At 52.5% G+C, this 21630-nt stretch carries 23 protein-coding genes and 1 riboswitch; of the genes, 8 read left to right on the top strand and 15 right to left on the bottom strand.

Going from position 1 to position 21630, the window contains the following annotated elements; all coding sequences use genetic code 11:
• Position 1: 1 nt before the first annotated feature.
• Entirely contained in the window at positions 2-589 is a 588-nt protein-coding gene (locus tag INT20_RS09780) for an O-methyltransferase (protein WP_319643851.1), read from the bottom strand.
• A 148-nt stretch (positions 590-737) separates the two neighbouring features.
• Between INT20_RS09780 and INT20_RS09775 the strand changes: the two genes are divergently transcribed.
• The gene (locus INT20_RS09775) at positions 738-1226 is read left to right on the top strand and encodes a TspO/MBR family protein (RefSeq protein ID WP_193054181.1); all 489 of its coding nucleotides are present in this window, start codon (positions 738-740) and stop codon (positions 1224-1226) included.
• 131 nt (positions 1227-1357) lie between these two features.
• On the opposite strand, the gene INT20_RS09770 is transcribed toward INT20_RS09775, so the two are convergent.
• Entirely contained in the window at positions 1358-2137 is a 780-nt protein-coding gene (locus INT20_RS09770) for an aminoglycoside adenylyltransferase family protein (RefSeq protein ID WP_193054180.1), read from the bottom strand.
• A 44-nt stretch (positions 2138-2181) separates the two neighbouring features.
• Positions 2182-2736 (bottom strand): GNAT family N-acetyltransferase, encoded by a 555-nt coding sequence (locus tag INT20_RS09765; protein ID WP_193054179.1) that lies wholly within the window; start codon positions 2734-2736, stop codon positions 2182-2184.
• Between the two features lie 341 nt (positions 2737-3077).
• Here INT20_RS09765 and INT20_RS09760 point away from each other — a divergent pair, with 341 nt between their 5' ends.
• Entirely contained in the window at positions 3078-3845 is a 768-nt protein-coding gene (locus INT20_RS09760) for an SDR family oxidoreductase (protein WP_193054178.1), read from the top strand.
• Positions 3846-4005: 160 nt separating this feature from the next.
• Here the strand turns inward: INT20_RS09760 and INT20_RS09755 are convergent, their stop codons facing one another.
• The 3 genes from INT20_RS09755 to INT20_RS09745 form a co-directional block, all read right to left on the bottom strand.
• Positions 4006-4413 (bottom strand): VOC family protein, encoded by a 408-nt coding sequence (locus INT20_RS09755; protein ID WP_193056818.1) that lies wholly within the window; start codon positions 4411-4413, stop codon positions 4006-4008.
• Positions 4414-4499: 86 nt separating this feature from the next.
• Positions 4500-4925: an N-acetyltransferase gene (locus INT20_RS09750; RefSeq protein WP_193054176.1), complete on the bottom strand. Its 426-nt coding sequence runs from the start codon at positions 4923-4925 to the stop codon at positions 4500-4502.
• Between the two features lie 139 nt (positions 4926-5064).
• Complete coding sequence (locus INT20_RS09745) at positions 5065-5499, bottom strand: GNAT family N-acetyltransferase (RefSeq protein WP_193054175.1); 435 nt, start codon at positions 5497-5499, stop codon at positions 5065-5067.
• Positions 5500-5674: 175 nt separating this feature from the next.
• Between INT20_RS09745 and INT20_RS09740 the strand changes: the two genes are divergently transcribed.
• On the top strand, positions 5675-6718 hold the full coding sequence (locus INT20_RS09740) for an IS110 family RNA-guided transposase (protein WP_193054174.1): 1044 nt from the start codon (positions 5675-5677) through the stop codon (positions 6716-6718).
• 477 nt (positions 6719-7195) lie between these two features.
• Here the strand turns inward: INT20_RS09740 and INT20_RS09735 are convergent, their stop codons facing one another.
• From INT20_RS09735 to INT20_RS09725, 3 genes are all read right to left on the bottom strand, one after another.
• Positions 7196-7627 carry an acetyltransferase gene (locus tag INT20_RS09735; protein WP_193054016.1) on the bottom strand — a complete coding sequence of 144 codons (432 nt, stop codon included), beginning with the start codon at positions 7625-7627 and terminating at the stop codon, positions 7196-7198.
• An 85-nt stretch (positions 7628-7712) separates the two neighbouring features.
• Positions 7713-8603, bottom strand: a complete 891-nt coding sequence (locus INT20_RS09730) for a DUF6414 family protein (protein WP_193054015.1) — start codon at positions 8601-8603, stop codon at positions 7713-7715.
• Positions 8604-8629: 26 nt separating this feature from the next.
• Positions 8630-9682 (bottom strand): DUF6414 family protein, encoded by a 1053-nt coding sequence (locus tag INT20_RS09725; RefSeq protein ID WP_193054014.1) that lies wholly within the window; start codon positions 9680-9682, stop codon positions 8630-8632.
• Positions 9683-9932: 250 nt separating this feature from the next.
• Here INT20_RS09725 and INT20_RS18345 point away from each other — a divergent pair, with 250 nt between their 5' ends.
• Positions 9933-10043, top strand: a complete 111-nt coding sequence (locus tag INT20_RS18345; RefSeq protein WP_328515363.1) for a phage integrase N-terminal SAM-like domain-containing protein — start codon at positions 9933-9935, stop codon at positions 10041-10043.
• An 80-nt stretch (positions 10044-10123) separates the two neighbouring features.
• On the opposite strand, the gene INT20_RS09720 is transcribed toward INT20_RS18345, so the two are convergent.
• Positions 10124-10726 carry a class I SAM-dependent methyltransferase gene (locus INT20_RS09720; RefSeq protein WP_192526714.1) on the bottom strand — a complete coding sequence of 201 codons (603 nt, stop codon included), beginning with the start codon at positions 10724-10726 and terminating at the stop codon, positions 10124-10126.
• Positions 10727-10856: 130 nt separating this feature from the next.
• Positions 10857-11012: riboswitch (TPP riboswitch) on the top strand.
• Positions 11013-11101: 89 nt separating this feature from the next.
• On the opposite strand from INT20_RS09720, the gene tenA reads away from it, so the two are divergent.
• On the top strand, positions 11102-11770 hold the full coding sequence (gene tenA / locus INT20_RS09715) for a thiaminase II (RefSeq protein ID WP_192526713.1): 669 nt from the start codon (positions 11102-11104) through the stop codon (positions 11768-11770).
• 22 nt (positions 11771-11792) lie between these two features.
• Complete coding sequence (thiC, locus tag INT20_RS09710) at positions 11793-13718, top strand: phosphomethylpyrimidine synthase ThiC (protein ID WP_225733692.1); 1926 nt, start codon at positions 11793-11795, stop codon at positions 13716-13718.
• 86 nt (positions 13719-13804) lie between these two features.
• Here the strand turns inward: thiC and INT20_RS09705 are convergent, their stop codons facing one another.
• The 5 genes from INT20_RS09705 to INT20_RS09685 form a co-directional block, all read right to left on the bottom strand.
• Positions 13805-13984, bottom strand: a complete 180-nt coding sequence (locus tag INT20_RS09705) for a CsbD family protein (protein ID WP_087105804.1) — start codon at positions 13982-13984, stop codon at positions 13805-13807.
• Positions 13985-14090: 106 nt separating this feature from the next.
• Entirely contained in the window at positions 14091-15257 is a 1167-nt protein-coding gene (locus INT20_RS09700; RefSeq protein WP_192526712.1) for a DUF2955 domain-containing protein, read from the bottom strand.
• Positions 15247-16308: an HlyD family secretion protein gene (locus tag INT20_RS09695; RefSeq protein WP_192526711.1), complete on the bottom strand. Its 1062-nt coding sequence runs from the start codon at positions 16306-16308 to the stop codon at positions 15247-15249. Before INT20_RS09695 ends, INT20_RS09700 begins: the two co-directional genes overlap by 11 nt.
• 242 nt (positions 16309-16550) lie before the next feature.
• The gene (locus INT20_RS09690; RefSeq protein ID WP_087105797.1) at positions 16551-17060 is read right to left on the bottom strand and encodes a porin family protein; all 510 of its coding nucleotides are present in this window, start codon (positions 17058-17060) and stop codon (positions 16551-16553) included.
• A 77-nt stretch (positions 17061-17137) separates the two neighbouring features.
• Positions 17138-18058: an EamA family transporter gene (locus INT20_RS09685; RefSeq protein WP_192526710.1), complete on the bottom strand. Its 921-nt coding sequence runs from the start codon at positions 18056-18058 to the stop codon at positions 17138-17140.
• Between the two features lie 147 nt (positions 18059-18205).
• Between INT20_RS09685 and INT20_RS09680 the strand changes: the two genes are divergently transcribed.
• Positions 18206-19390 (top strand): acetate/propionate family kinase, encoded by a 1185-nt coding sequence (locus INT20_RS09680; protein WP_192526709.1) that lies wholly within the window; start codon positions 18206-18208, stop codon positions 19388-19390.
• On the top strand, positions 19387-21570 hold the full coding sequence (gene pta / locus INT20_RS09675) for a phosphate acetyltransferase (RefSeq protein WP_192526708.1): 2184 nt from the start codon (positions 19387-19389) through the stop codon (positions 21568-21570). Before INT20_RS09680 ends, pta begins: the two co-directional genes overlap by 4 nt.
• Positions 21571-21630: the final 60 nt, after the last annotated feature.

Below are 21630 nucleotides of genomic sequence, written 5' to 3'. Positions count from 1 at the left end.
GTTATCGGCTCCTTGTAGCCAAAAACTCGCCGTTTCCGACAGGCACGGTACACGTGGCGAAATCAGGGTCTGCGGAAACCAATGCCACAAAAGATAACATCTCTTCAGCATGAGACGTGGCATTATCAACCACAAGAAGCCCTCCTACACGAAGAACCCGCTTAATGTCGGGCCACCATGCCAGATACTCAGAACGCTCAGAGTCGAGAAAGAGAAGATCGATACTGGATGTGGAGCTGCGACCAAGTACGGCACCCGCCTCACCATGAACCTGGGTAATGAACGGAGCAAGGCCTGAACGCTCGAAGCTCTTCGCCGCAAGCGAAAGTTTGAAATCGGATTGTTCAACGGTCGTCACATGGCCGTTAATTGCCGCTGCGGCCCAGGCCAGCCAAAGCGTTGAGTAGCCGTTAGACGTTCCAATTTCAAGCACGCGTTGAGCATTCGTGGCCCGAACCATCACGGAAAGGAATTTTCCCGTGTCACGAGTGATGTTCAACATACGGCGAGGCCGGTCGGTGATGGCCCTATCGTTGCTTACACCAAACTGTTCGAGTTCAAGTAACAGCGTTTGTAGCGATTCAGTCACGTTGCACTCCCTTTGTTTAATGCCGCCTTATCTAGCTCGCCTGCCACGCTTCAACCATGCTTCATTCTTTCTCAACCGCCGCCGTGGCCGACCCCATCGCGTTACACTACGCTTGAAGTGATTTTCATACTTTACAGCAGAGGCTCATGTGCGTGCACTTTCCCGCAAAAAACAGATTCTGGGCCTGATTGGCTGGCTGGCACTGGCCTATATTGCTGCCGCCATCGGATCGGTGGCCTCCATCAACGCGGCCTCTTTCTACGCAGAGCTTGTGCAACCGCCCTGGGCACCGCCCGCCTGGCTATTTGGGCCGATGTGGACGACGCTTTACGGCCTTATGGGCATTGCCGCCTGGCTTGCTTGGCGTGAACCCGACGCCCAGCCCGCGCTTGTCGTGTTCGCCATACAGCTGGCGCTCAACGCCTTATGGAGCTGGCTCTTCTTCGCCTGGCAACTGGGCGCTCTCGCCTTTATCGGCGTGGCCGCGCTTTGGGTACTGATTTTGATGACGCTGGTGATGTTCTGGCGACTCAAGCCGTTGGCGGGTCTACTGCTGGTGCCTTACCTCGCTTGGGTGAGCCTGGCCTGCGCGCTCACCTGGAGCGTGTGGCAGCTTAACCCGCAAGTGTTGGGGTAATGGAAGCGGCGGAGTCGCTTGTCCCAGCAGGGCTGAAGTCACTCTTAGTCTCAACGGCACGACAACAGGTACAGTCACCCGCACGGACTCCATCCAACGCCACTTGGGCAAAAAGGCATGTGAGGATTGTTTTACGGGGTATCAAGGCACCCCTCAATCGATTTTTTCAAATAAGAGGCAAGCGCTGCAACGTCCTCATTCTTATCCTGCCATCTATCCTCAATTATCCCCAGATAACCTTCCCGAGCATATTTCAATAGCCTTGCATGATCAGGAGGTGCTTGCCCTTCCGCCCACTCTGCCGCTGTATCTTTGGGAACAATATCGCCAATGGCCGCTGTCCGCCACATGCGTGCCAAGGTTAAAACCACGTTACGCTCATCGCCCGCAGCGTCGGCCAGAAGAGTGGGCAAGGAGTGACACATTGCCCGTCTAATATCAGACATGGGCACAGGCTCAAAAACCTCAGCGGCGCTTCTTCCGTACAGCGAAAGACTGTTATCCCTTACCTTCTTCAGAACAATGGCAAGATCAGGATCACGGGCTGGTTCCGGAACACTGCCGGCCTCGAATTGCGCTCGCAACCACTCCCCGTAAACAAACTCAGCCCGAGGCGGAAACTGCCAAGGAACAACATCAGAAATTGTCACCACCGTCAGTTCTAACGGCCTGATGGCTTGAGAATTCCCAATCGCACCGGATACGTCCATCAACCGAGCAACCAGGGCTTTTCTTTGCCATAAGCCAGGAGGCCTTGAGACGGCGACTAAAATATCTACATCACTTTCGTGCCTTAAACCGCCAACGACAGCAGAGCCGAAGAGATAAATACCGATGATCGAATCACCCAGGACGTCTTCTACGACTAATTGTGCCTGTATTGCTTCGTTTGTTATCTCTGGGATTGTCATATCCAGAATCTACTCTTGGTCTAACGTCCACAACATGCGTCTGGCTATGCAGGGCGATCACTTATCAGCCGCCCATACATTGCAGAGTCAGAGACGACGCCATTGACCTCCCAACGCTGTCTTAGAAGCCCTTCTTGAGAAAATCCAAGATTCTCTAGCGCTTTCGCAGAAGATTGATTGTCTGGGTCGATCTCTGCTTCAATTCTCCGAAGTCCCAATGAGCTGAACCCGTACTGAATCAACGCCTCTCCCGCCTCGCTTACATAGCCTTTACCCCAACAAGAACGGCCTAATCCAAAACCGATCTCGGCTCGTTTGGATTCCTTGTCGTAGCTAAATAGCATGCACTTTCCAGCTAACTCGCCTGTAGACTTCAGATACACACCAAGTACAAGTGACTCTTGACGCTGCATCGAATCGTGGCTGTCATTAATAAATTCAAGTGAATCCTGAATCGTTGCCCAAGGAGCAGTGTGCCAATACCGCATGACCTCAGGATCAGCAAAAATTTCCAGTAAACTATCCGCGTCATCTGTTACTAACGGTTTAATGGTCAATCGCTCGGTCTCAATCACCGGAAAAAATAGTTTTTGTGCCATTAATATCTCCATGCTTACACATAACAGCGATGATGCAGCTGCCTTGGTTAAGGGTCATTCCTCTTGTTTCCTCGGCTCTGTTGACGTTTCGACAATAAGATTTAGCCAAGCTCACAGCATAAAGGTTCCTACGCCAATAGATGGCGCGCTTGCCGTGCCCCGACTGACACCCACGGATGAACCCAGGGCGAAGCTGAAACCTATCCTGCTTCAACCATGGACTTAACACCATGAACGACCGAACATGGCGTTGGACGGAATAATTATTATAGAAAAGGCAGCCATGACTTCCTGGCGCACTCTACCTATCAGCTCAATTATAAATAGCGGGATTACCACGCATGAGACTCAAGCAACGTACAGCACTCATTACCGGCGGGGCCAGCGGCATCGGGCTGGCAACGGCTGAGCGTTTTCTTTCCGAAGGCGCGAGTGTGGCACTGCTAGACCAGGATAGCCTGGCACTCGCCAGGGAGTGCGCTAGGCTTGAGCGCGAAATTGGCCGTCCTGTCCTGGGCGTGGAAGCCGATGTCGCCGAGACGACCGCGATAAATCGCGCAGTCGCGGAAGTTGGCAACGCCTTGGACCGAATCGACATTGTGATCAATGCCGCTGGCGTCAATGTTTTCTCAGACCCGCTCGAAACCGATGAAGCCACATGGCGGCGTTGCCTATCGGTCAATCTGGAAGGCGCGTGGCGGGTCATTCAGGCTGCGCTACCTGGCATGCTGGCCCGCGAGTATGGCCATATCGTCAACATCGCTTCAGTTCACGGGCACAAGATTATTCCCGGCGCCTTTCCGTACCCGGTCGCCAAGCACGGCCTGATCGGCCTGACCCGCTCACTGGGCATCGAATATGCGGCGCGCGGCATCCGCGTCAACTCTATCTCACCCGGCCTAATCCGCACGCCGCCCGCTCAGGCCTGGCTGGACAGCTTAAGCGAAGCCGAACGCCAACACCAAGTCGATCTATTGCCGTGCCGACGCATCGGTGAGGCCGATGAAGTCGCCAACACGGCGCTGTTTCTAGCCAGCGACGAAGCACGCTTTATTAATGCCACCGACATTCTGGTTGATGGGGGGCGCAGCCAGGTTTACCACTCGTGACGCGATTGCTAACTGGCAACCTTCGGCGGTGATGGAAATGCTGCAAAGATAGCCACAATTACTACTGCTCGAAACTCGGGAATTGGTTACCGAGTTCGATTTATCGGGATTTTCTACTTATAGCCGCTTCAAATTCTCGAGGGAGTTACACGCCACCCCCCTAATTCGACAGATTGAGCTGCCAAGACACACCATACCTATCATTCAACCACCCAAACTTTTGGCTAAAACCGTAGTTATCCAACGGCATTAGCTCTGAGCCACCTTCGGCGAGGGCCCGAAATACTTTCTCTATTTCGCTCATTGATTCACACTCAACGTGCAATGACATAGAGGGTGTAAAGGTAAATGGGTGGTCAAGATGGCTGTCCAGCGCCATGAACTCGGTGCCATTTATCGTAAATCTAACCACCTTGGCAGAACCCTCTGGTTCATGCTCACCAGCTTCGTAGCGCTGAATATCAGTGATCTTTGAACCAGGAAATAGTGAGGTATAGAACCTGGTTGCTTCCTCGGCTTTCCCAGCTTGCTCCCCGACAAACATGAGCGAGGTTCTAATGGATTTCATCTATTCCTCCTTTCACGTTTATACGCATAACGCAAAGCACAGCGGCGCGAGTTTACGAACTTCTGGCGGCGCATTCCCACGCTTTGTCATGGGTGATACTCCATGATGAGTTCAGGGTGCCCGGTGTGCTCATCGATTTGCTCTCCAAGTAAAGTGAACTTGTGTTTCTCGTAGAACTTGATGCTCGAAGTATTTTCTTTGTAAACAGTGAGCTGTAACCGATTTCGCCTATTCTTAGCATCATCCAGCAAGGCTGAGCCTAACCCCTTCCCCTGTGAGCCAGGGACCACAAAGATCGCAGCAAGATTGTTCTCATACAAGCTATAGAACCCAACGACTTTTCCCTCAGCTTCATATACAAGCGTTTCCGATGCAGGGATGTATACATCACGCATCTCGCTAACCTTTGATTCCCAAAACGCAGATTCAATGAAGGTATGGGCCTTAATCGAGGCAGATAGCCAAATTGCCAAAATTTGGTCGATATCGTCTGCCCGATAATCGCGAATCATTTGGTTGCTCCCTAGAGTACTTGAAACGCCCTGTTAAGGTATGAGGCGTGCAATACCAATGCTAGCGCATAGCACCTTAACCACTAAAACCAACGCATAGAAAAGTGCCAAGCATGCTGAATTACGCTTAAATGCTTTGTTATGTGCGCACTATTTGGCATTGCATTTCAATTAGCTGATGTTCGCCCACCATCTCTACTTCTTTGGTGAACTCAAACCCAAACTTTTCGTAGTAACCTCTAAGATAACTATGAGCATGGATTTCAATAGAATTGACACCTATATTTTGCGCATATTGCATCATTGCCTGGATAACTTTTGAAGCGACTCCCATTCCTCGGCATTCCTCATTGACCGCTACCCTGGCCATAACAGAAGAGCCATCTTCTTTCACTGTTAGGCGAGCGGTAGCCATTGGCTCACCTTTTTCTGTTACTAATGCATGGAATGACTCCTCATCCAATCCATCAAGGTCTAACTCTACGGGGATCTGTTGTTCACGTGTAAACACCTGATAACGGATACCTTGAGCCAGATTGATCAGTTCAGAATCATTACCGATAGTTACTTCCATTATTACTTTCCCTCTAAGCACACAACACCGACAGCACGTGTGGCTCTGTAGTGGAGTCAAAGCCGCACGGAAAAACTGTCGCTGTGCATGACTTTGATACTCATTGAGCCTTCTCCCCCAGCTCAGCTGTTTGGCTAAGCTGAAAAGGCGACCAAACCCAACAGGAGAAGACTCAATGAATTTTTACAATAGCACTCATCGTCACTACTGTGGAATTGATCTGCATGCCCGTAGCCTGTATGTCTGCATCCTGGATCAGCAGGGCGAAACCCTTCTGCATAAAGAGATTCCAGCCAAACCAGAACCTCTGCTTCATCTGATCGAACCTTACCTGGACGATCTGGTCATCGGGGTTGAATGCATGCACTGCTGGTACTGGATCGCTGATTTCTGTGAAGACCAGGGCATTACTTTCATTCTCGGTCATGCCCTTTATATGAAGGCCATTCATGGCGGTAAAACCAAGAATGACCGCGTGGATTCTTACAAAATTGCGGCGCTTATTCGAGGCGGTAATTTTCCCCTCGCTTATGTCTACCCACGCAGCATGCGAGCTACCCGTGACCTGCTTCGCCGCCGAACTGGGCTCGTTCGCCACGGCGCTGATCTCAAAGCTCATGTTGTCAACACAACGAGTCAGTACAACCTGCCACCCAACAAGGTCAATTTAAAAAATGTCAGTGCCAGAGAACAATTGGGCAGAACCTTTGATGACCCGCTCGTTCAGCGCAATATCGATCTAGATATGGCCGTTTTAGAGTGCTACCACCGGGAACTAAGCCAGGTGGAATGGCTATTGGAAAAGCAGGCCAAAAAGCATCAGCCGACCTACTACCACTTATTAAAAACCATTCCCGGCGTTGGCCGTATTCTGGCCCTCACCATTCTGTATGAAGTGGGTGATATTCGACGTTTTGAATCTGTTCAGAAGTTTGCCTCCTATTCCCGACTGATCAAGTGCAAAGCCGAATCGGCCGGTAAGACCTATGGCACCCAGGGCAACAAGATTGGTAATGCCCATCTAAAGTGGGCTTTTTCTGAGGCTGCGGTGCTTTATCTGCGCGGCAATCCAGGTGCACAAAAACTGTTGCAACGCTTCCAGAAACGCATGGGTAAAGCCAAAGCCTTATCGGCCCTGGCCCACAAGTGGGGGCGTGCAGTCTATTTCATGTTAAAGAACGAAAAGGTGTTTGATGAACAACGCTTTTTAAGGAGTTAGTCACGCAGCAGGATGATGATCAACGTCTAACTGGATCATCATGGAGTGTGCTGAAACAGGGTGTCTGCTGACTGATCTTGAGATCTGAAACCCGACTTCTACACCCAACTCGAAGCCCGTCGCTTTGATTATCCATCCTGCTGGCGTGCATCAGCACCCTGAGCGAGTGGGCTTACACCGGCGCTGAACCTGAAACTAACTGGGACTGTAAAGTAACCCGCTTTTTGAATAGGACAGATGCTGGTTAACCGATGAATGTCTAGTGCCCCAGACCCACCTGCAAGGAGCAACCCGGTTTGGCAGTGGTGAACTACCACGTTAGAGAGCCTCAATAGGTGTTTGCTGTAAGCCACCAACAGCCAACGATGACAGATGAAGTAGGATCACTGGCTCAGGGACTTGAGATTGACCGCTTACGCGGCCAATAAAAAATGCTGCGGCCTATTGACAGGCAGAAGGCTCATAGGTGTTAACTTTTTATAGCGCCATATGCAACAGCGGATAAGGCTTACCCTGACCATCGACTGGGGACCGACCTGTCACTTTAAAGCCAATATGCTGATAAAAACCTACCGCCTGTTCATTCTGCTCGTTTACATCGACCCTTGATGCTCCCTGCTCTTTGATAGCATGGGCCGCTAACATGGCACCAATACCTTTTCCGCGTGCATCAGGTGAGATGAACAACATCTCAATATTACCGTCATGTACTCCACAGAATCCCTGTATTTCACCGTTACCGTTTTTAGCGCACCTTAAATCAACTGCGTCAAAATACTGCTCCAGAATTAACGGCTTTAACTCCTGTAGATCATCTTCAGCCAGAAAATTATGCGTTGCCCTGACCGACGCTTCCCAGACGTCTATCAGCTTAAGGTGGTCTGCTTTTTCTACGATCTCAATATTCATCACTAAACTCGGTTGAAAATTTAACGCTGAACGAAGCGGCGCGTCTCACGCTTCCGCCTTCCGTGACTGGTTATATGGACAATGGCTACGCGTAGATAGCAATTGGTAGAACCTGAATCGCTGGACCTTCGATTTCCATTGTGAGTTCAGGAATGTCAAATCCCTGAGTCGTACCCAACGCCGCAAACTGTTGAAAAACCTGTTCTAATAGATGGCTGGGCATTCGACTCAACGCTGTCTTTCTGATCAGGTTGATCGATTCTGATGCGTCGCTAATACTTCTCACAACCTTGCCAACGACTTTAAATTCCCCATCAACCAGATCCGACATAACTGGATCATTCAAGTAAAGCGATTCCACCGTAATTACTGCTTTGTGACCAGACGGGAGATTACTTGCAGTTAAGTCCACTGTATTACCTGATTTCAACGCTTTAGAAAAATCTTCCATCTGCTTTTTGATTTGGGAATTTTCATCAGATTTTCCCTTTCCTGCTTTTCCACCTTTGCTATTATTTTGGGGCTTGTCTTCAAAAAGGACTGCAATCGACATCATCTCAGTCACCGTGTCCATGATCTCGATGATGGGGTTTCGCTTGAGTTTCACCGTGAACTCCACGATTTCCCCAGCGTTGATTTGGCTCCCCTCACCGATTTGCTTAAGCAGCTGCTTTTCAGACAGAGTGTTTCTCAACTGATAAAAGAGGGAGGCTGGAGTATGAACGCGCTCCTCTTGAATAGAATTATTGGTAGATGATTTATCCGATGCCTCTATTTCAGCTTTTAAACCAATTCTAAAAAGGGATGATAATGCTTCACTCAAACCCAGCGATGCAGATGCACTACCCACCGATCCTGACTCGCCTCCTTCTTGTTTCGTAACCGCAGTTACTGTAGAGATTCCCCCTTGGAGCATCGCAAGCAGATCAAAAACCATCCTTTGATTGAGATAAACAGGGACTATCAGATTATTCATATTTCGATTTCCATATAACGTCGCATTCAGCGGCTTGTCCGCTGCAATGCCTTGTTAGGCGATGTTTGGCGATATACCAAAATTGGATGGACCAGAACTCTCGGATACCGACAGGTTCTTACCATAGCCTCAATTCCATCAAATCCTCGGAACATACCTCGAAATGCACGTTCAACACTTTCGTAGTCTTTAAGGTCTTCTTTTTCGAATTCCTGCAGTGGCAAAAAGGTTTCTCCTTCATCCGAAGGAACAGAGGTTATGACACCGAGCATTGTAAACTCTTCGGTAGGGAATGAACCGTAAGTGAAGTGAAAAGCTGTGGGATCTGAAACTGTAAAATTTGAAGCCTCTAGGTGCCCAAAAATATGTTCATCATCTTCATCTTTGAATGGATAAACACGAATGTTTGTTATGTTGGGAAGAAACGCATCAATCCATGTTTTCATGCCATCCAAGATCCATTGTGGAACCACATCAACTGCTGTTGATGAAGCTAGTAATGAATCTAGTCCAGCTCTTAGCTCCTTTGCCTTCTTCTTAGCTTTAGCCTGTGAATTTCTATCTCCGATCGTACTCTCCAGCTCTTGGATTTGCCGTTCACTTTCTTGGTACTCTGGGGAACCCTTCAATTTGTCAGCATGACTTCTGTTTATCAGTTTTACTATGTCTGGAAAATCTTGGCCGATTTTCTTCATCCTTTCATAGTCTTCTATGACTACTCGGCCTGAGCATTTAATACAAAGGGCATTTTTAAGTGTAGCCCGAAGATCCGAGTCTTTTAATGTTTTCCCTTCTTCAAAGTTAGCTAAGTCCAAAAGGTAGCCCGAAGAAGACAGCTCTGACTCTAATTCTTGCAACAAAGCATGATAAGGCTTGATTGTTGTTTTATCTTGCTCTCTATCTTGTGTCGTCCCACCAGCATCATGTTTGAAAACTTTGAAATCGTAGTTTCTTTTATTGTCTGAAGTAGACCCTTTTTCGGATTGGGTTTCCCTTAACTCAACAACACCACCTGTGAGCTGACTATACAACGAGATGACTTTATCCAAGTCTACATACAGATAATCAAATAGATTCAAAGTTTATTCCTTCTGCTATGTTCGCCTAACAGTGATTATATAGCCAGCTGCATAACCTCAATGAACGCGTCAGCGCATTCATTGGGGTTATCTAGCCGCCTAAACCAAATCTACCTCATTGATTCTATTACTAGCAAAGCAAATTTTGGCTGCCTATCCAAAATTCGTGTGCTGGCACGATTTGCCATGCCCAATAAACTGTATATAAATACACGTTAGAATTAATACAAAGAGATACCCCATAAAGCTAATGGATAGGATCCGGGCCACCTTGCGGGTAAAACGCTATAACCTTCGCACCGAGAAAACGTATTGCTACTGGATTCGCTTCTTCATTCGTTTTGACGCACTGCAGCGATGACGGGCACTGAAGTGAGGTAATGCCAGGAGTATCAAGCGCTCAGGCACGTAGCACCCCCCCCATTAAATAAGGCGATTCAATCAAACCATTGGCTTTCTCAAGATAAGATCAAACCGGTGCCAGTGATGCGTTACCAGCCCGCCCTCTCCTTCACTTTCGCGAAAAAGCTCGATCTCTAAACTGCCGCAAAGGGCTCCTACTTCTTCCTTCGAGTGAAAACTCATTGCTGGATGCTTGGCCCAATCGTGCCGATTACCGAAAAGGTGCCCGACAAATAACCCTCCCGGCTCAAGCGCTGAAAGAATCATGTTCCATAGAATGGGAAAGTGCGCTGGCTCGCAGAACGGCAGGCTTAGCCCGGCGTGGACCAGGGCAGACGATGGCAGGTCTTTCAATTCCTCGAAGCGCGAAACCATCACCGTCAAATCAGCGCCGGGCAATTCAGCTTTTAGTGTTTCAACTCGCGCAATGGCGTTGGGCGCTTTGTCGATCGCCAAGACTTTCCACCCCGACGTCAGCAGTAGCGCGGTTTCGATGCCGCCTCCACACCCTAAATCGATAGCATGGCCACTGCCTTTGGGTAAGCATTCATTTCCCAGAGCGCGGCGTAACAGCGGCGAGGCGGCTCGCGTTTGATTGGCGCGATAGAAGGCTTCCCAACCCGTTTTGTTATCAGTGGTCAATGTCAGTATTTCCTGATCGCATCACGCTGTAATGATGAGTGTTAATCGTCATAATCAATTCAAATTAACACGTAGCACCGTCGTCCGCCCCCTTGCATCTCCCTCAACCGCCACCTAGACTCGCTGAGTTGAATGCTTGACGGGGTGCCGGTGAATCCGGCTGAGATGGCGCAGGGCGTAGCAATTTTGCTGCCGAGCGCTGGTCCCGCTGAACCTGATCCGGCTAATGCGCTGCTCTTGTTACGAGCGCGCGGGTACCGGCGTAGGGATCAAGCGATGGCGCCGGCCAGCTCTCTCCCAGGATCGCTCGCCCCCTTCCGTGCCATTTCCTCGATCTTTTCGCCTGCCCTTCGGATCACTACTCCCGGAGGATGTATGGGCTACCGCTTTACTGATTTAACCACTGCCTGCCATGACGATTGGCGCGCCTACATTGAGCACGACTTTGTGCGCCAGCTGGGCAACGCCACGCTGCCAGAAGCGTCATTTCGTCACTACCTGAAGCAGGATTATCTGTTTCTGATTCACTTCGCTCGCGCCTATGCGCTGGCCGCCTACAAAAGCCCTACGCTTGCCGATTTGCGCCAGGCCCACGAAGGGTTGAAAACCATTGTGGACGTGGAACTGGGCTTGCACGTGGGCTTTTGCAGCGAGTGGGGTATTTCCGAGGAGGCACTTGCCGAGCTACAAGAAGCTCGGGCGACCATGGCCTACACCCGCTACGTGTTGGATACCGGCAACCGTGGCGACCTGCTGGATTTACACGTAGCACTTGCCCCGTGCCTAGTGGGCTATGGCGAGATTGCCAACTGGTTGAACGCACAATCCACAACCCTACGCGGCACACACAACCCGTTTGATGCCTGGATTGCGATGTACGAAAGCGAGGAGTTTCAAGCCGCCATGCAGGCCGAGCTTGAATGGCTTGACGCACGCTTGGCCGACGTCACCCCTGCCCGCTTTAATGAGCTCAGCAAAATTTTCCGCGATGCCACGCGTTTGGAAATCGACTTCTGGCAGATGGGCCTGGATCTTTCCGATTAATTCCAATAACAAGGATATAACCATGAACAAAACCGTTACCCAGAAGACAGCCCGCTTTCTAGCCGAAACCGCCCAAGTGGATGCCGCCGCGATTGCCCCACTGCCCGGTTCACGCAAGGTGTATCTTGAAGGCTCGCGCCCGGATATCCGCGTGCCGTTTCGGGAAATCAGCCTCTCGCCGACCAAAACGACCAGCGTAGATGAACAGAACCCGCCGCTGCTGGTGTACGACACCTCTGGCCCCTACACCGACCCCAACGCCCAGATTGATCTACGCCGTGGGCTTCCCGCGCTTCGCCGGGCGTGGATTGAGGAGCGTGGCGACACCGAGTTTTTAGAAGGCCATACGTCTGAATACGGCAAACGCCGCGCTAACGACCCCATGCTGGCCCAGCTGCGCTTTGATTTGAACCGCACGCCGCGTCGGGCAAAGGAAGGCAAGAACGTTACCCAGCTGCACTATGCCCGCCAAGGGATTATCACGCCGGAAATGGAGTTTATCGCCCTGCGCGAGAACCAGCGCCGCCAAGCGCTCTCTGCAAAGTACTCAGGCGATGCCGAGGTGGAGCGAATCCTGGGCCACCAGCATCGCGGCCAGAGCTTCGGCGCCAGCATTCCGGAGGAGATTACGCCGGAGTTCGTGCGCGATGAAGTCGCTCGCGGGCGGGCGATTATTCCTAATAACATCAATCACCCCGAAAGCGAGCCGATGATTATCGGGCGTAACTTTCTGGTCAAGATTAACGGCAACCTGGGCAACTCGGCCGTCACCTCGTCGATTGAAGAAGAAGTCGACAAAATGACCTGGGGGATTCGCTGGGGCGCGGATACCATCATGGATCTCTCCACCGGGCAGAACATTCATGAAACTCGCGAATGGATTTTGCGTAATTCGCCAGTACCTATCGGTACAGTGCCTATCTACCAAGCGCTGGAGAAGGTCAACGGCGTGGCAGAGAATCTGACTTGGGAGGTGTTTCGCGATACGTTGATAGAGCAGGCCGAACAGGGTGTGGATTACTTCACCATTCACGCAGGCGTTTTGCTGCGCTATGTGCCGCTTACCGCCAACCGGGTGACGGGCATCGTCTCTCGCGGCGGTTCGATTATGGCCAAATGGTGTTTGTATCATCATCAGGAGAGCTTTCTGTATACCCACTTCGAGGAGATCTGCGAGATCTGCAAGCAGTACGATGTGGCATTTTCGCTGGGTGACGGCCTGCGCCCTGGCTCTATCGCCGATGCCAACGACGAAGCGCAGATGGCCGAGCTTAAAACCCTGGGCGAGCTGACCCACATTGCCTGGAAGCACGACGTGCAGGTAATGATTGAAGGGCCCGGTCACGTGCCCATGCACCTTGTGAAGGAGAACATGGACAAGCAGTTGGAGTACTGCGATGAAGCGCCCTTCTACACACTCGGCCCGTTGGTCACGGATATCGCACCAGGCTACGACCATATTACCTCGGGCATTGGGGCCGCGATGATCGGCTGGTTTGGTTGTGCCATGCTCTGCTACGTCACGCCGAAAGAGCACCTGGGCCTGCCCAATAAAGATGACGTAAAGACCGGTATTATTACCTACAAGATTGCGGCCCACGCGGCGGATCTCGCCAAGGGCCACCCGGCAGCACAGCGGCGTGACAATGCGCTTTCCAAGGCACGATTTGAATTCCGCTGGGAAGATCAGTTCAACCTGGGGCTAGACCCAGACACCGCGCGGGAATTCCATGACGAAACCCTGCCCAAGGATTCCGCGAAGGTCGCCCATTTTTGCTCCATGTGTGGGCCGAAGTTCTGCTCGATGAAGATTAGCCAGGAAGTACGCGACACCTACCGCGACCGCACGCCAGAAAGCACTAACGACGCGGAGTCGGTTAAGCGCGGTATGGAAGAGCAGGCGGAGAAGTTTCGCCAAACGGGAAGCCAGCTGTATCAGGAAGTGTAAAACGGTTTGAAAACGAAAAACATAAACGCAAACAGGGGCCTAAGGGCCCCTGTTGTCGACGTGTTACGCTAACGTGCGTAGCAAGGCTATTTTTTCTTGAGGCTCTCTTTCACCTCGCCTTTACCTTTTTGAGCTTCGCCTTTAGCCTGCTGCATTTTGCCTTTGGCTTCCGTTTTTTCGCTGCCCGTTACTTTGCCAGCCGCTTCTTTCACTTTACCAGCGGCTTTGTTAGCGGCGCCTTTTACTTTATCGTCTTTTCCACTCATGACATACACCTCTAATCCGTTAGTAGGAAACACGCTGGAGGGAAGAACATATTGCCCTTCACATCACAGCTGCCTTATTAGAGTAGCCTTTGTTAAAAAAGTTACCTCACTTTCTTTCTGGTAGTCGCGTAGGCTCCCAAAGATTGAGCACATAATGCAGGCAAGCCATAAACAGCAGCGTTACTACCAGCGCCACGCTCATGGATGAAAAACGGTACAGGGCGCTATAGACAAGGTCCTGATTCGGTCCTAATGATTGCCCAAACAGAATGCCTAAAGTGGTCATCCCGCCAAACCCGATGCCGGAACCGCCACCTTCAAGTATGTGTTCGCGCCCAAACAGCAATAGCCCCAACCAATAAAGCACAATCGCCAGCAGGAAGTGATTGCTTTGTGTGTAAAGCAGAAGCTGCATTATCAGCGCCAGATTACATCCCAATAGCGTGCCGATGGCGCGTTTGCGAGCGGATACGCGTGCACCGGCATAGCCCATCGCGAACAGTACCAGAATGGTCGCCATTTGTGCCGAGAGCGACCCCTGCAGGTCAAGCACCTGAAAAACGACAAAGGAAAGTGTCGCGGTAATGCCGCCCATCAGCGTTTCATGGCGCATCTGCGCTTTAGTCTTGGTGCTTTTGGGCGGCGGTTGGCGGGGCTCAACGTCGGGGAAAAGTGTGTACATCAGCATGGCGATGAACACAGCGAGCACACTGGCCACAAAATTGGAGGCCAACAAATCAGCTAGATCGACGCTGGGGTAGCTCGCAAAATGCAGCAGAATGCTTAAGGTTAATACGCCATTGGCCCCAAACAGAAACAGCGGGCCTTTTGCCATCAGGCTAAACCGAAACAGGAACATACCCAACACGACCAGCGTCATCACCACCGGCATATGTTTGAGCAGGCCGACCACCAGGCTGACTTCCAGCGCATTCACCGATACGTTACCTAAAAACTGGCGAATAATGCTGATATTCAGAATGGGCACCATACCCAGCAAAAACATCGGAAAAACGGTAAAGAAAACACCGTAGTTCCAACCCATTAACTGACTGATGATAAACCCGAGTGTGCCACCACCGGCCACCCGCAAACACTGGCGCAGGGCATTCTCACTCAAGCGATGATAGCCAGGCGCTTCAGGGCCAGCACCGCTACGGCGAGGCGTGCGTTTAAAAAAGCCGTGCAGCGCGCGATTGATTGACCACGCGCTGGCATCAGCCTGTTTTGTATCAGCGGGCCCTGCATTAGTAGACCCCGCACTAATAGACATAATGTAGCCAGCTGATCAGATGCGTTTGTAGCCATGCAAAGGGATGCGCCAGCGCATGTTCCCCCGGTAGCAGTTGCACCGTTGCCCGGGCGCCGCTTGGCAGCAGCGCAGCAATGGGTTCGTTGAGGACAATATGAATACGCAAGCGCTGCGCATCGCGCACCCAGCGGTCAGAGGTAGGAATATCCGCCAGTTGCCCATCAGCGGTCAGTTGCCCTTCCCGCACGCCAGCATCAAAAGCACTGACCTGCCCTTCAAAGATATGCCCTGGCATGGCATCGAAGATCACCGCAGCCGAGTCGCTGGGCAGTACGTGGCGTAGGCTTTTTTCACGGAAGTCGGCAACGATATCCATCTTCTGAGTCACCAGTGCGATCACTGGCTGCCCCGCCTGAACATAGTCGCCCACCTGAAGCTGCAAGTTCGTCACCTGGCCTGACTCTGCCGCCCGCACTTCGGTACGTTCGACGTCCAACTGCGCTTTCTTAAGTGCGTTGTCGGCTTGGCGCAAGCGCAGGTTGGTATTTCCGTCCTCGCCTAGCTGTACTTCCAGGCTCTGTATCTTCGCCTCGGCGGAAGCCACTTCTGCCAGGGCGGTATGCTCAGCCGCTACCTGCTGCTCGTACTGCTGGCGTGAAATATTCTGCCGCCCCACCAGGGCTTCGCCACGGCGCCGCTCGCTGCTGCGCTCCTCAGCAGTTGCCTGGGCAGAGGCCAGCACCGCCCGTGCGGCGGCAAGCTCCGCTTCAAGGCGCGTGTTTTCGCGCTCAGCCTGCTCACGGTTTAGCCGCGCTTGATCAAGGGCAAGCTGAAAGGGCTCGGGGTCCAGACGAAACAGCACATCGCCTTTGGCAACCTGTTGATGGTCACGCACGGTCACTTCTTTCACTGGCGCGCTGAGCTCTGGTGCCACACGGGCAACCGGGCGCATTACCCTGGCCTCGGGCGTCATGGGCATGAAGCTGTCAGCTATCAAGAAATAGATAAACAGCAGTGCAAAGGCAGCCAGCGCCACCTTCACCCAGCGGGCGAATTTTTGATCAGGGGACATGGAGTTTTACTCTTTGTTTTGCGCGCCTTCTACGTACGCGCAGAGCGCTTGTGGCCAGCGGATGCTTAATAGAATAGCGCATTTTAGCAAATGATTAGCAAGCTAACAATGAGCCACCCTTCTGCTTTATTAGCGTTATTTAGCAGTGCCCTTGGCTACCTACAGAAAAAATCCATAAAAAACCCCAGAGCCAAAAGGCCCTGGGGTTGGATAAACCACTAACGCGTTTTAAGCGTTAATCATTAAAAACGGTATTTTAAGCCCACGCTTGCCGCATCGAAATCGTAGGCAGACTTGTCCAGATAGCGCATGTAATCAGCGCTGATGGCCAGATTGTTGGCGACATCAATTTCACCGCCCGCGCCATAGGAGAAACCGCTTTCACTGTCGTGGTCGAAATCCACTTCAGTGACACCGATCAGACCATACAGGCGTGCATTGGGGGTAATAGGCGCGATGCCTTTTGCGTAAGCACCTACCAGGTAATCCAGCTTGGTATCACCATCGGAGCCACCAGTACCCAGATGCCCTTCGAGCGCGAAGTAATCATTGAACTGCGCACCACCGCGCAAACGCAGGCCTACGTCGTTACGTGAGGAACCGCGGTCAGGATCAAGGTTCCAAAACATGGCGTCGCCCGCCACGTAACCTTCAGGGTGACCAAATGATTGCTGTGCCTGGGCTGATGCAGCGAATGCACCCGCGCCGACCAAGAGTGCCGCAGAAGTGAGTGATAATACGGTCATCTTCATCGTCATGTACCTCCGTTAAAAAACAGTGTTTCCTTACACAACTTCATTGTGGTACATGTCCGAAAAGAACGCAACGTTTACCGCCCTTTGGATAGGCTAAGTGCGACAATACCACCCACCACGACCGCCCCACCCAATAACTGGCCAGGGCTTAGCGTTTGCCCTAATACGAAATAACCGATCACCAAAGAGGCGACAGGTTCGATATTCATGACCGGGGCGTTGCGGGCCATATCCAGGCGCGGCACAAAAATAAACAGTGTCGAGAACGCGGTGGCGTAAAGCAGCGCCAAAAGCCCCAACCCCACCCACCCTTGGCTATTGTCAGGTAGGCTCATACCACCTGGCACGACACCTAAAGCCCCACCGATTACCATGGCGAAAAACACGGTTTGCATGGTTAAAAGACTGCGCAGTGTGCTGCCTACCTGGGATAAACGGTGCTCGGTAACCCATAGCGCGCAGGCGAAAACGAATGCGGCCAGCAACCCAAATCCGATGCCGGCGACCCATTCAGGCCCCATACTGTCAGCACTGGAAAGCCACGCAGGAATATCCAGCACGACCAACAGCCCGATTAAAATGGTCCCCATAATAAGGCAACTGCGAAGCGACGGACGCGGCCCGCCCAGCGCCCAACTCAATAGTGCTAACTGAATGGGGAAGGTATTGACCAACAGTAGCGCAATAACAACAGGAAGCCGCGCAACCGCTGAATAAAGGCTGACACTTTGAATGGTGATAAGAAGGCCTACCACCAGTTGCCAGGGCCAGGTGCCCGAAGGCAGCCAGAAGCGTTTCTTCTGAACGATCACAAGGGCGAGCAGGATCAAACAGGCTACCCCGGAACGCGTTAATACGGCCAGCAGTAACCCTGTACCGTTATCAAAGGCAAGCCTGGCCGATACATGGTTGGCAGCGAACATGGTGCCAACGGTCATTAGCAGCAAAATGGCTAAGTGGCGCGGCAGGTGGTTGGGTAACGACGACGTAGACATAGGCTCCAGGCAGCAAAAGAACGTTAACCGTCAAGCATGCCCGGATTTGAGTCGAATGGCTAAACAAATATCCGCCTACGTTAATGCCCCTTGCCGCCTGTCACACTAACGTACAAACTAAACCTTTACTCTTTTGGTAGATTCTTTATGAATGCACCGGTGCTGGTTATTAATTGTGGTTCATCCTCTATTAAATACGCACTGATCGATCCGGCCCCTGATGCCCCGCGCTTAGCAGGCTTGGCAGAGCGCTTAGGCAGCGCCGATGCCCGCTTAAAAGGAATAAATAGCGCGGGGGGAAGCTTTAGCCATGCACTCCCCAATGCTGACCATACTCAAGTGCTCAACGCCATTTTAAACAGCCTGGAAGGACGCATTCCGGGCGCTATTGGGCATCGCATTGTTCATGGCGGAGAGAAGTTTACTCAGGCCGCTTTGATTGATAGTGATGTTATCAGTGCGATTAAGGCCACCGCCGCGTTGGCACCTCTGCATAACCCTGCCAACCTGGCAGGCATCAGCGCTACCCAAAAGATATTTCCAGCACTACCTCAGGTTGCGGTATTCGATACCGCGTTTCACCAAACCCTCCCAGTAAAAGCTTACCGCTATGCCCTGCCAGAGAACCTCTACGCTGAGCACGGCATTCGTCGCTACGGATTCCATGGCACTAGCCACGCCTTTGTTAGCCAGCGGGCTGCCGAGCTTAGCCCGCGCGGTGCGGGTGGTTGGCTAACTGCTCACTTGGGCAACGGCTGCTCAACCGCAGCGGTTTGGAATAACCGAAGCCTGGACACCAGCATGGGCCTTACCCCACTGGAAGGCCTGGTGATGGGCACGCGCAGCGGCGATGTCGACCCAGGCTTGCACGCCCACCTACACCGTCAGTTAGGCTGGTCGCTGGACAAGATTGATGACGTGCTGAATAAGCAAAGCGGGCTATTGGGGCTTTCTGGCTTAACCAACGATATGCGCGAAGTAGAGGAAGCAGCAGAGCAGGGTCATGCAAGAGCCATGCTGGCGCTGGATGTATTTTGCTACCGCATTGCCAAGTCGCTTGCTGCTCTCTCTTGCGCACTGCCGACGCTTGATGGCGTCATTTTTACCGGTGGCATCGGCGAGAACTCTCCTCTTGTACGCAGCCGCGTTATCAGCCTGCTGCCTCACTTTGGCTTTGCCCTTGATGAGGCGAGCAATGACGTGATGATTCGCGGTAAAGAGGGCAAGCTGGACAGGGCAAATCACCAGGGTCCCGAAGCCTGGGTCATTCCTACCGACGAAGAAGGCCGTATCGCGATGGAAACACGTCAATGCCTGGAGGCCCAAGCATGAGCTCGTCCCCCTCTCAACCTCAAGCCATTCTTCTGGTGCCCACAAGCATGGGGGCCGGATTAACCTCAGCCTGTTTAGGCTTGATTCAGGCGCTCGACACCATTGGCCTTAAAGCCGGGTTTTTGAAGCCGTTTATGCAAAAAGAGCTGAACGGCCCGGGCCTTGATCGCTCAACGGCACTGGTGTCTCGCACGCTCAACCTGCGCCCGCCTTCGCCGATCTCACAAGCCCGGCTGGAGCGCCTGCTGCGCGATGACCAAACCGATGAGCTAATGGAAAATGTGGTCGAGCTTTATGAGCAGGTAATGCAACAGGCTGAGCGGGACGGTAATGCGCTGGATTTAGTCGTAGTGGAAGGCGTAGTGCCTACCCAGTACACCACGTACGCGACGCAAACCAATGCTCAACTGGCGCATGCACTTAATGCCCGAATCATTCTGGTTGGCACCGGGGATTTAAACGAGCCACAGGCACTTGCTGAAGAGCTGGATATGCACGCCAGAAGCTTTGGCGGGGTTAGCTCGACCCGCACGTTGGGCGGCATCCTGATGCGCATGAAGAACCTGCCTTACGGCCAGGAAGATGACCTTTCGGCAGCGCCGGGCACCATTAAACCGCAGCTTGAAGAGTCGGTGCTTAACGAGCTTCGCGGCTATTCACCGTCACTAGCCACCGACAGTTTTCACCTAATCGGCATCGTGCCTTACAGCAAAACCCTCAATGCGCCCCGCACGCTGGACGTGGCACGGGCACTAAGTGCCAAGGTGCTGAATGAAGGCGATGCGGCAAGCCGCCGGGTAATGTCGACAAGCCTGTGTGCGCGTAGCGCGGCGAATGCGCTGCATATCTTTACACCCGGCAGTCTGGTGGTGGCGTCTGGCGACCGTGACGACGTCGTGCTGGCGTCCGCCCTCGCTACCATGAACGGCACTCAGTTGGCGGGCATATTGCTGACCAACGGTTTTTTGCCTAACGACAATATGATTGAGATGTGTCGCCCAGCGCTTAGAACCGGCCTGCCCGTGCTGGCGGTTGAAACCGACAGCCTGACCACGGCTCAAAACTTGAGCCAGCTTAGCAGTGAAATCCCCGTTGATGATTTCGAGCGTGCCGAGCAGGTGGCGCGCTTTGTCGCTGCCCATATCGACCTTGAATGGCTAAAAGATAAGTTAAGCCACGGCTATGCACGGCGCTTATCTCCTTCGGCGTTTCGCTATCAGTTGGTTAAACAGGCTCAGCACGCAAAAAAACGAATCGTACTGCCGGAAGGCGACGAGCCCCGCACGGTGGAGGCAGCGATTATTTGTCAGCGGCGCGGCATTGCCAACTGCGTGCTGTTGGGCAGTCGTGAAAACATCGAGGAAGTGGCGCGTAACCGCGGTTTAGCACTGCCTGACGAGTTGACGATTATCGACCCCGAAAGCACGCGTGCCCACTATATCGCGCCCATGGTAGAACGTCGGCGTGGCAAGCTTAACGAACTCACCGCTGAGGCCCAGCTACAGGATAACGTGGTGCTTGGCACCATGATGCTCCAGCTGGATGAAGTCGATGGCCTTGTCTCGGGTGCTATCCACACCACCGCTAACACCGTGCGCCCGGCGTTTCAGCTGATAAAGACCGCGCCAGAATATAGCCAGGTATCGTCAATCTTCTTTATGCTGCTGCCAGAGCAGGTAGTGGTGTATGGCGATTGTGCGGTGAACCCGGACCCGGATGCCGAAACGCTGGCTGAAATAGCCCTGCAAAGCGCCCGCTCCGCAGAAGCGTTTGGCATTGAGCCGCGCGTGGCCATGATCAGCTACTCAACGGGAGATTCAGGCACCGGCGCGGATGTCGATAAAGTGCGTGAAGCTACGCGCATCGCCAAAGAGCGTGCCCCGCACTTATTGATCGATGGCCCGCTTCAGTACGATGCAGCCGCCATTGAGAGCGTGGGTAAGCAGAAAGCGCCAGATTCGCCCGTAGCGGGCCGCGCCACCGTCTTTGTATTCCCGGACCTGAACACCGGCAACACGACCTACAAAGCGGTGCAGCGTAGTGCCCGCGTAGTCAGCGTCGGCCCCATGCTGCAAGGCTTAAACAAACCGGTGAATGACCTTTCCCGAGGCTCGCTGGTGGATGATATCGTCTACACCATCGCGCTGACCGCTATTCAGGCAAGCCAGCGAGAAGCGTAAACCCGTCATCGCACCTGATAAGCTTCGCAGGTGCGATCAATGGTAAGTAAGCTTTAAGAC

Source organism: Halomonas citrativorans, from assembly GCF_014898005.1.
Taxonomy (GTDB): domain Bacteria; phylum Pseudomonadota; class Gammaproteobacteria; order Pseudomonadales; family Halomonadaceae; genus Vreelandella; species Vreelandella citrativorans.
The sequence above is the reverse complement of the archived record's forward strand: the minus strand, read 5'-3'. Positions and strand labels throughout refer to the sequence as shown.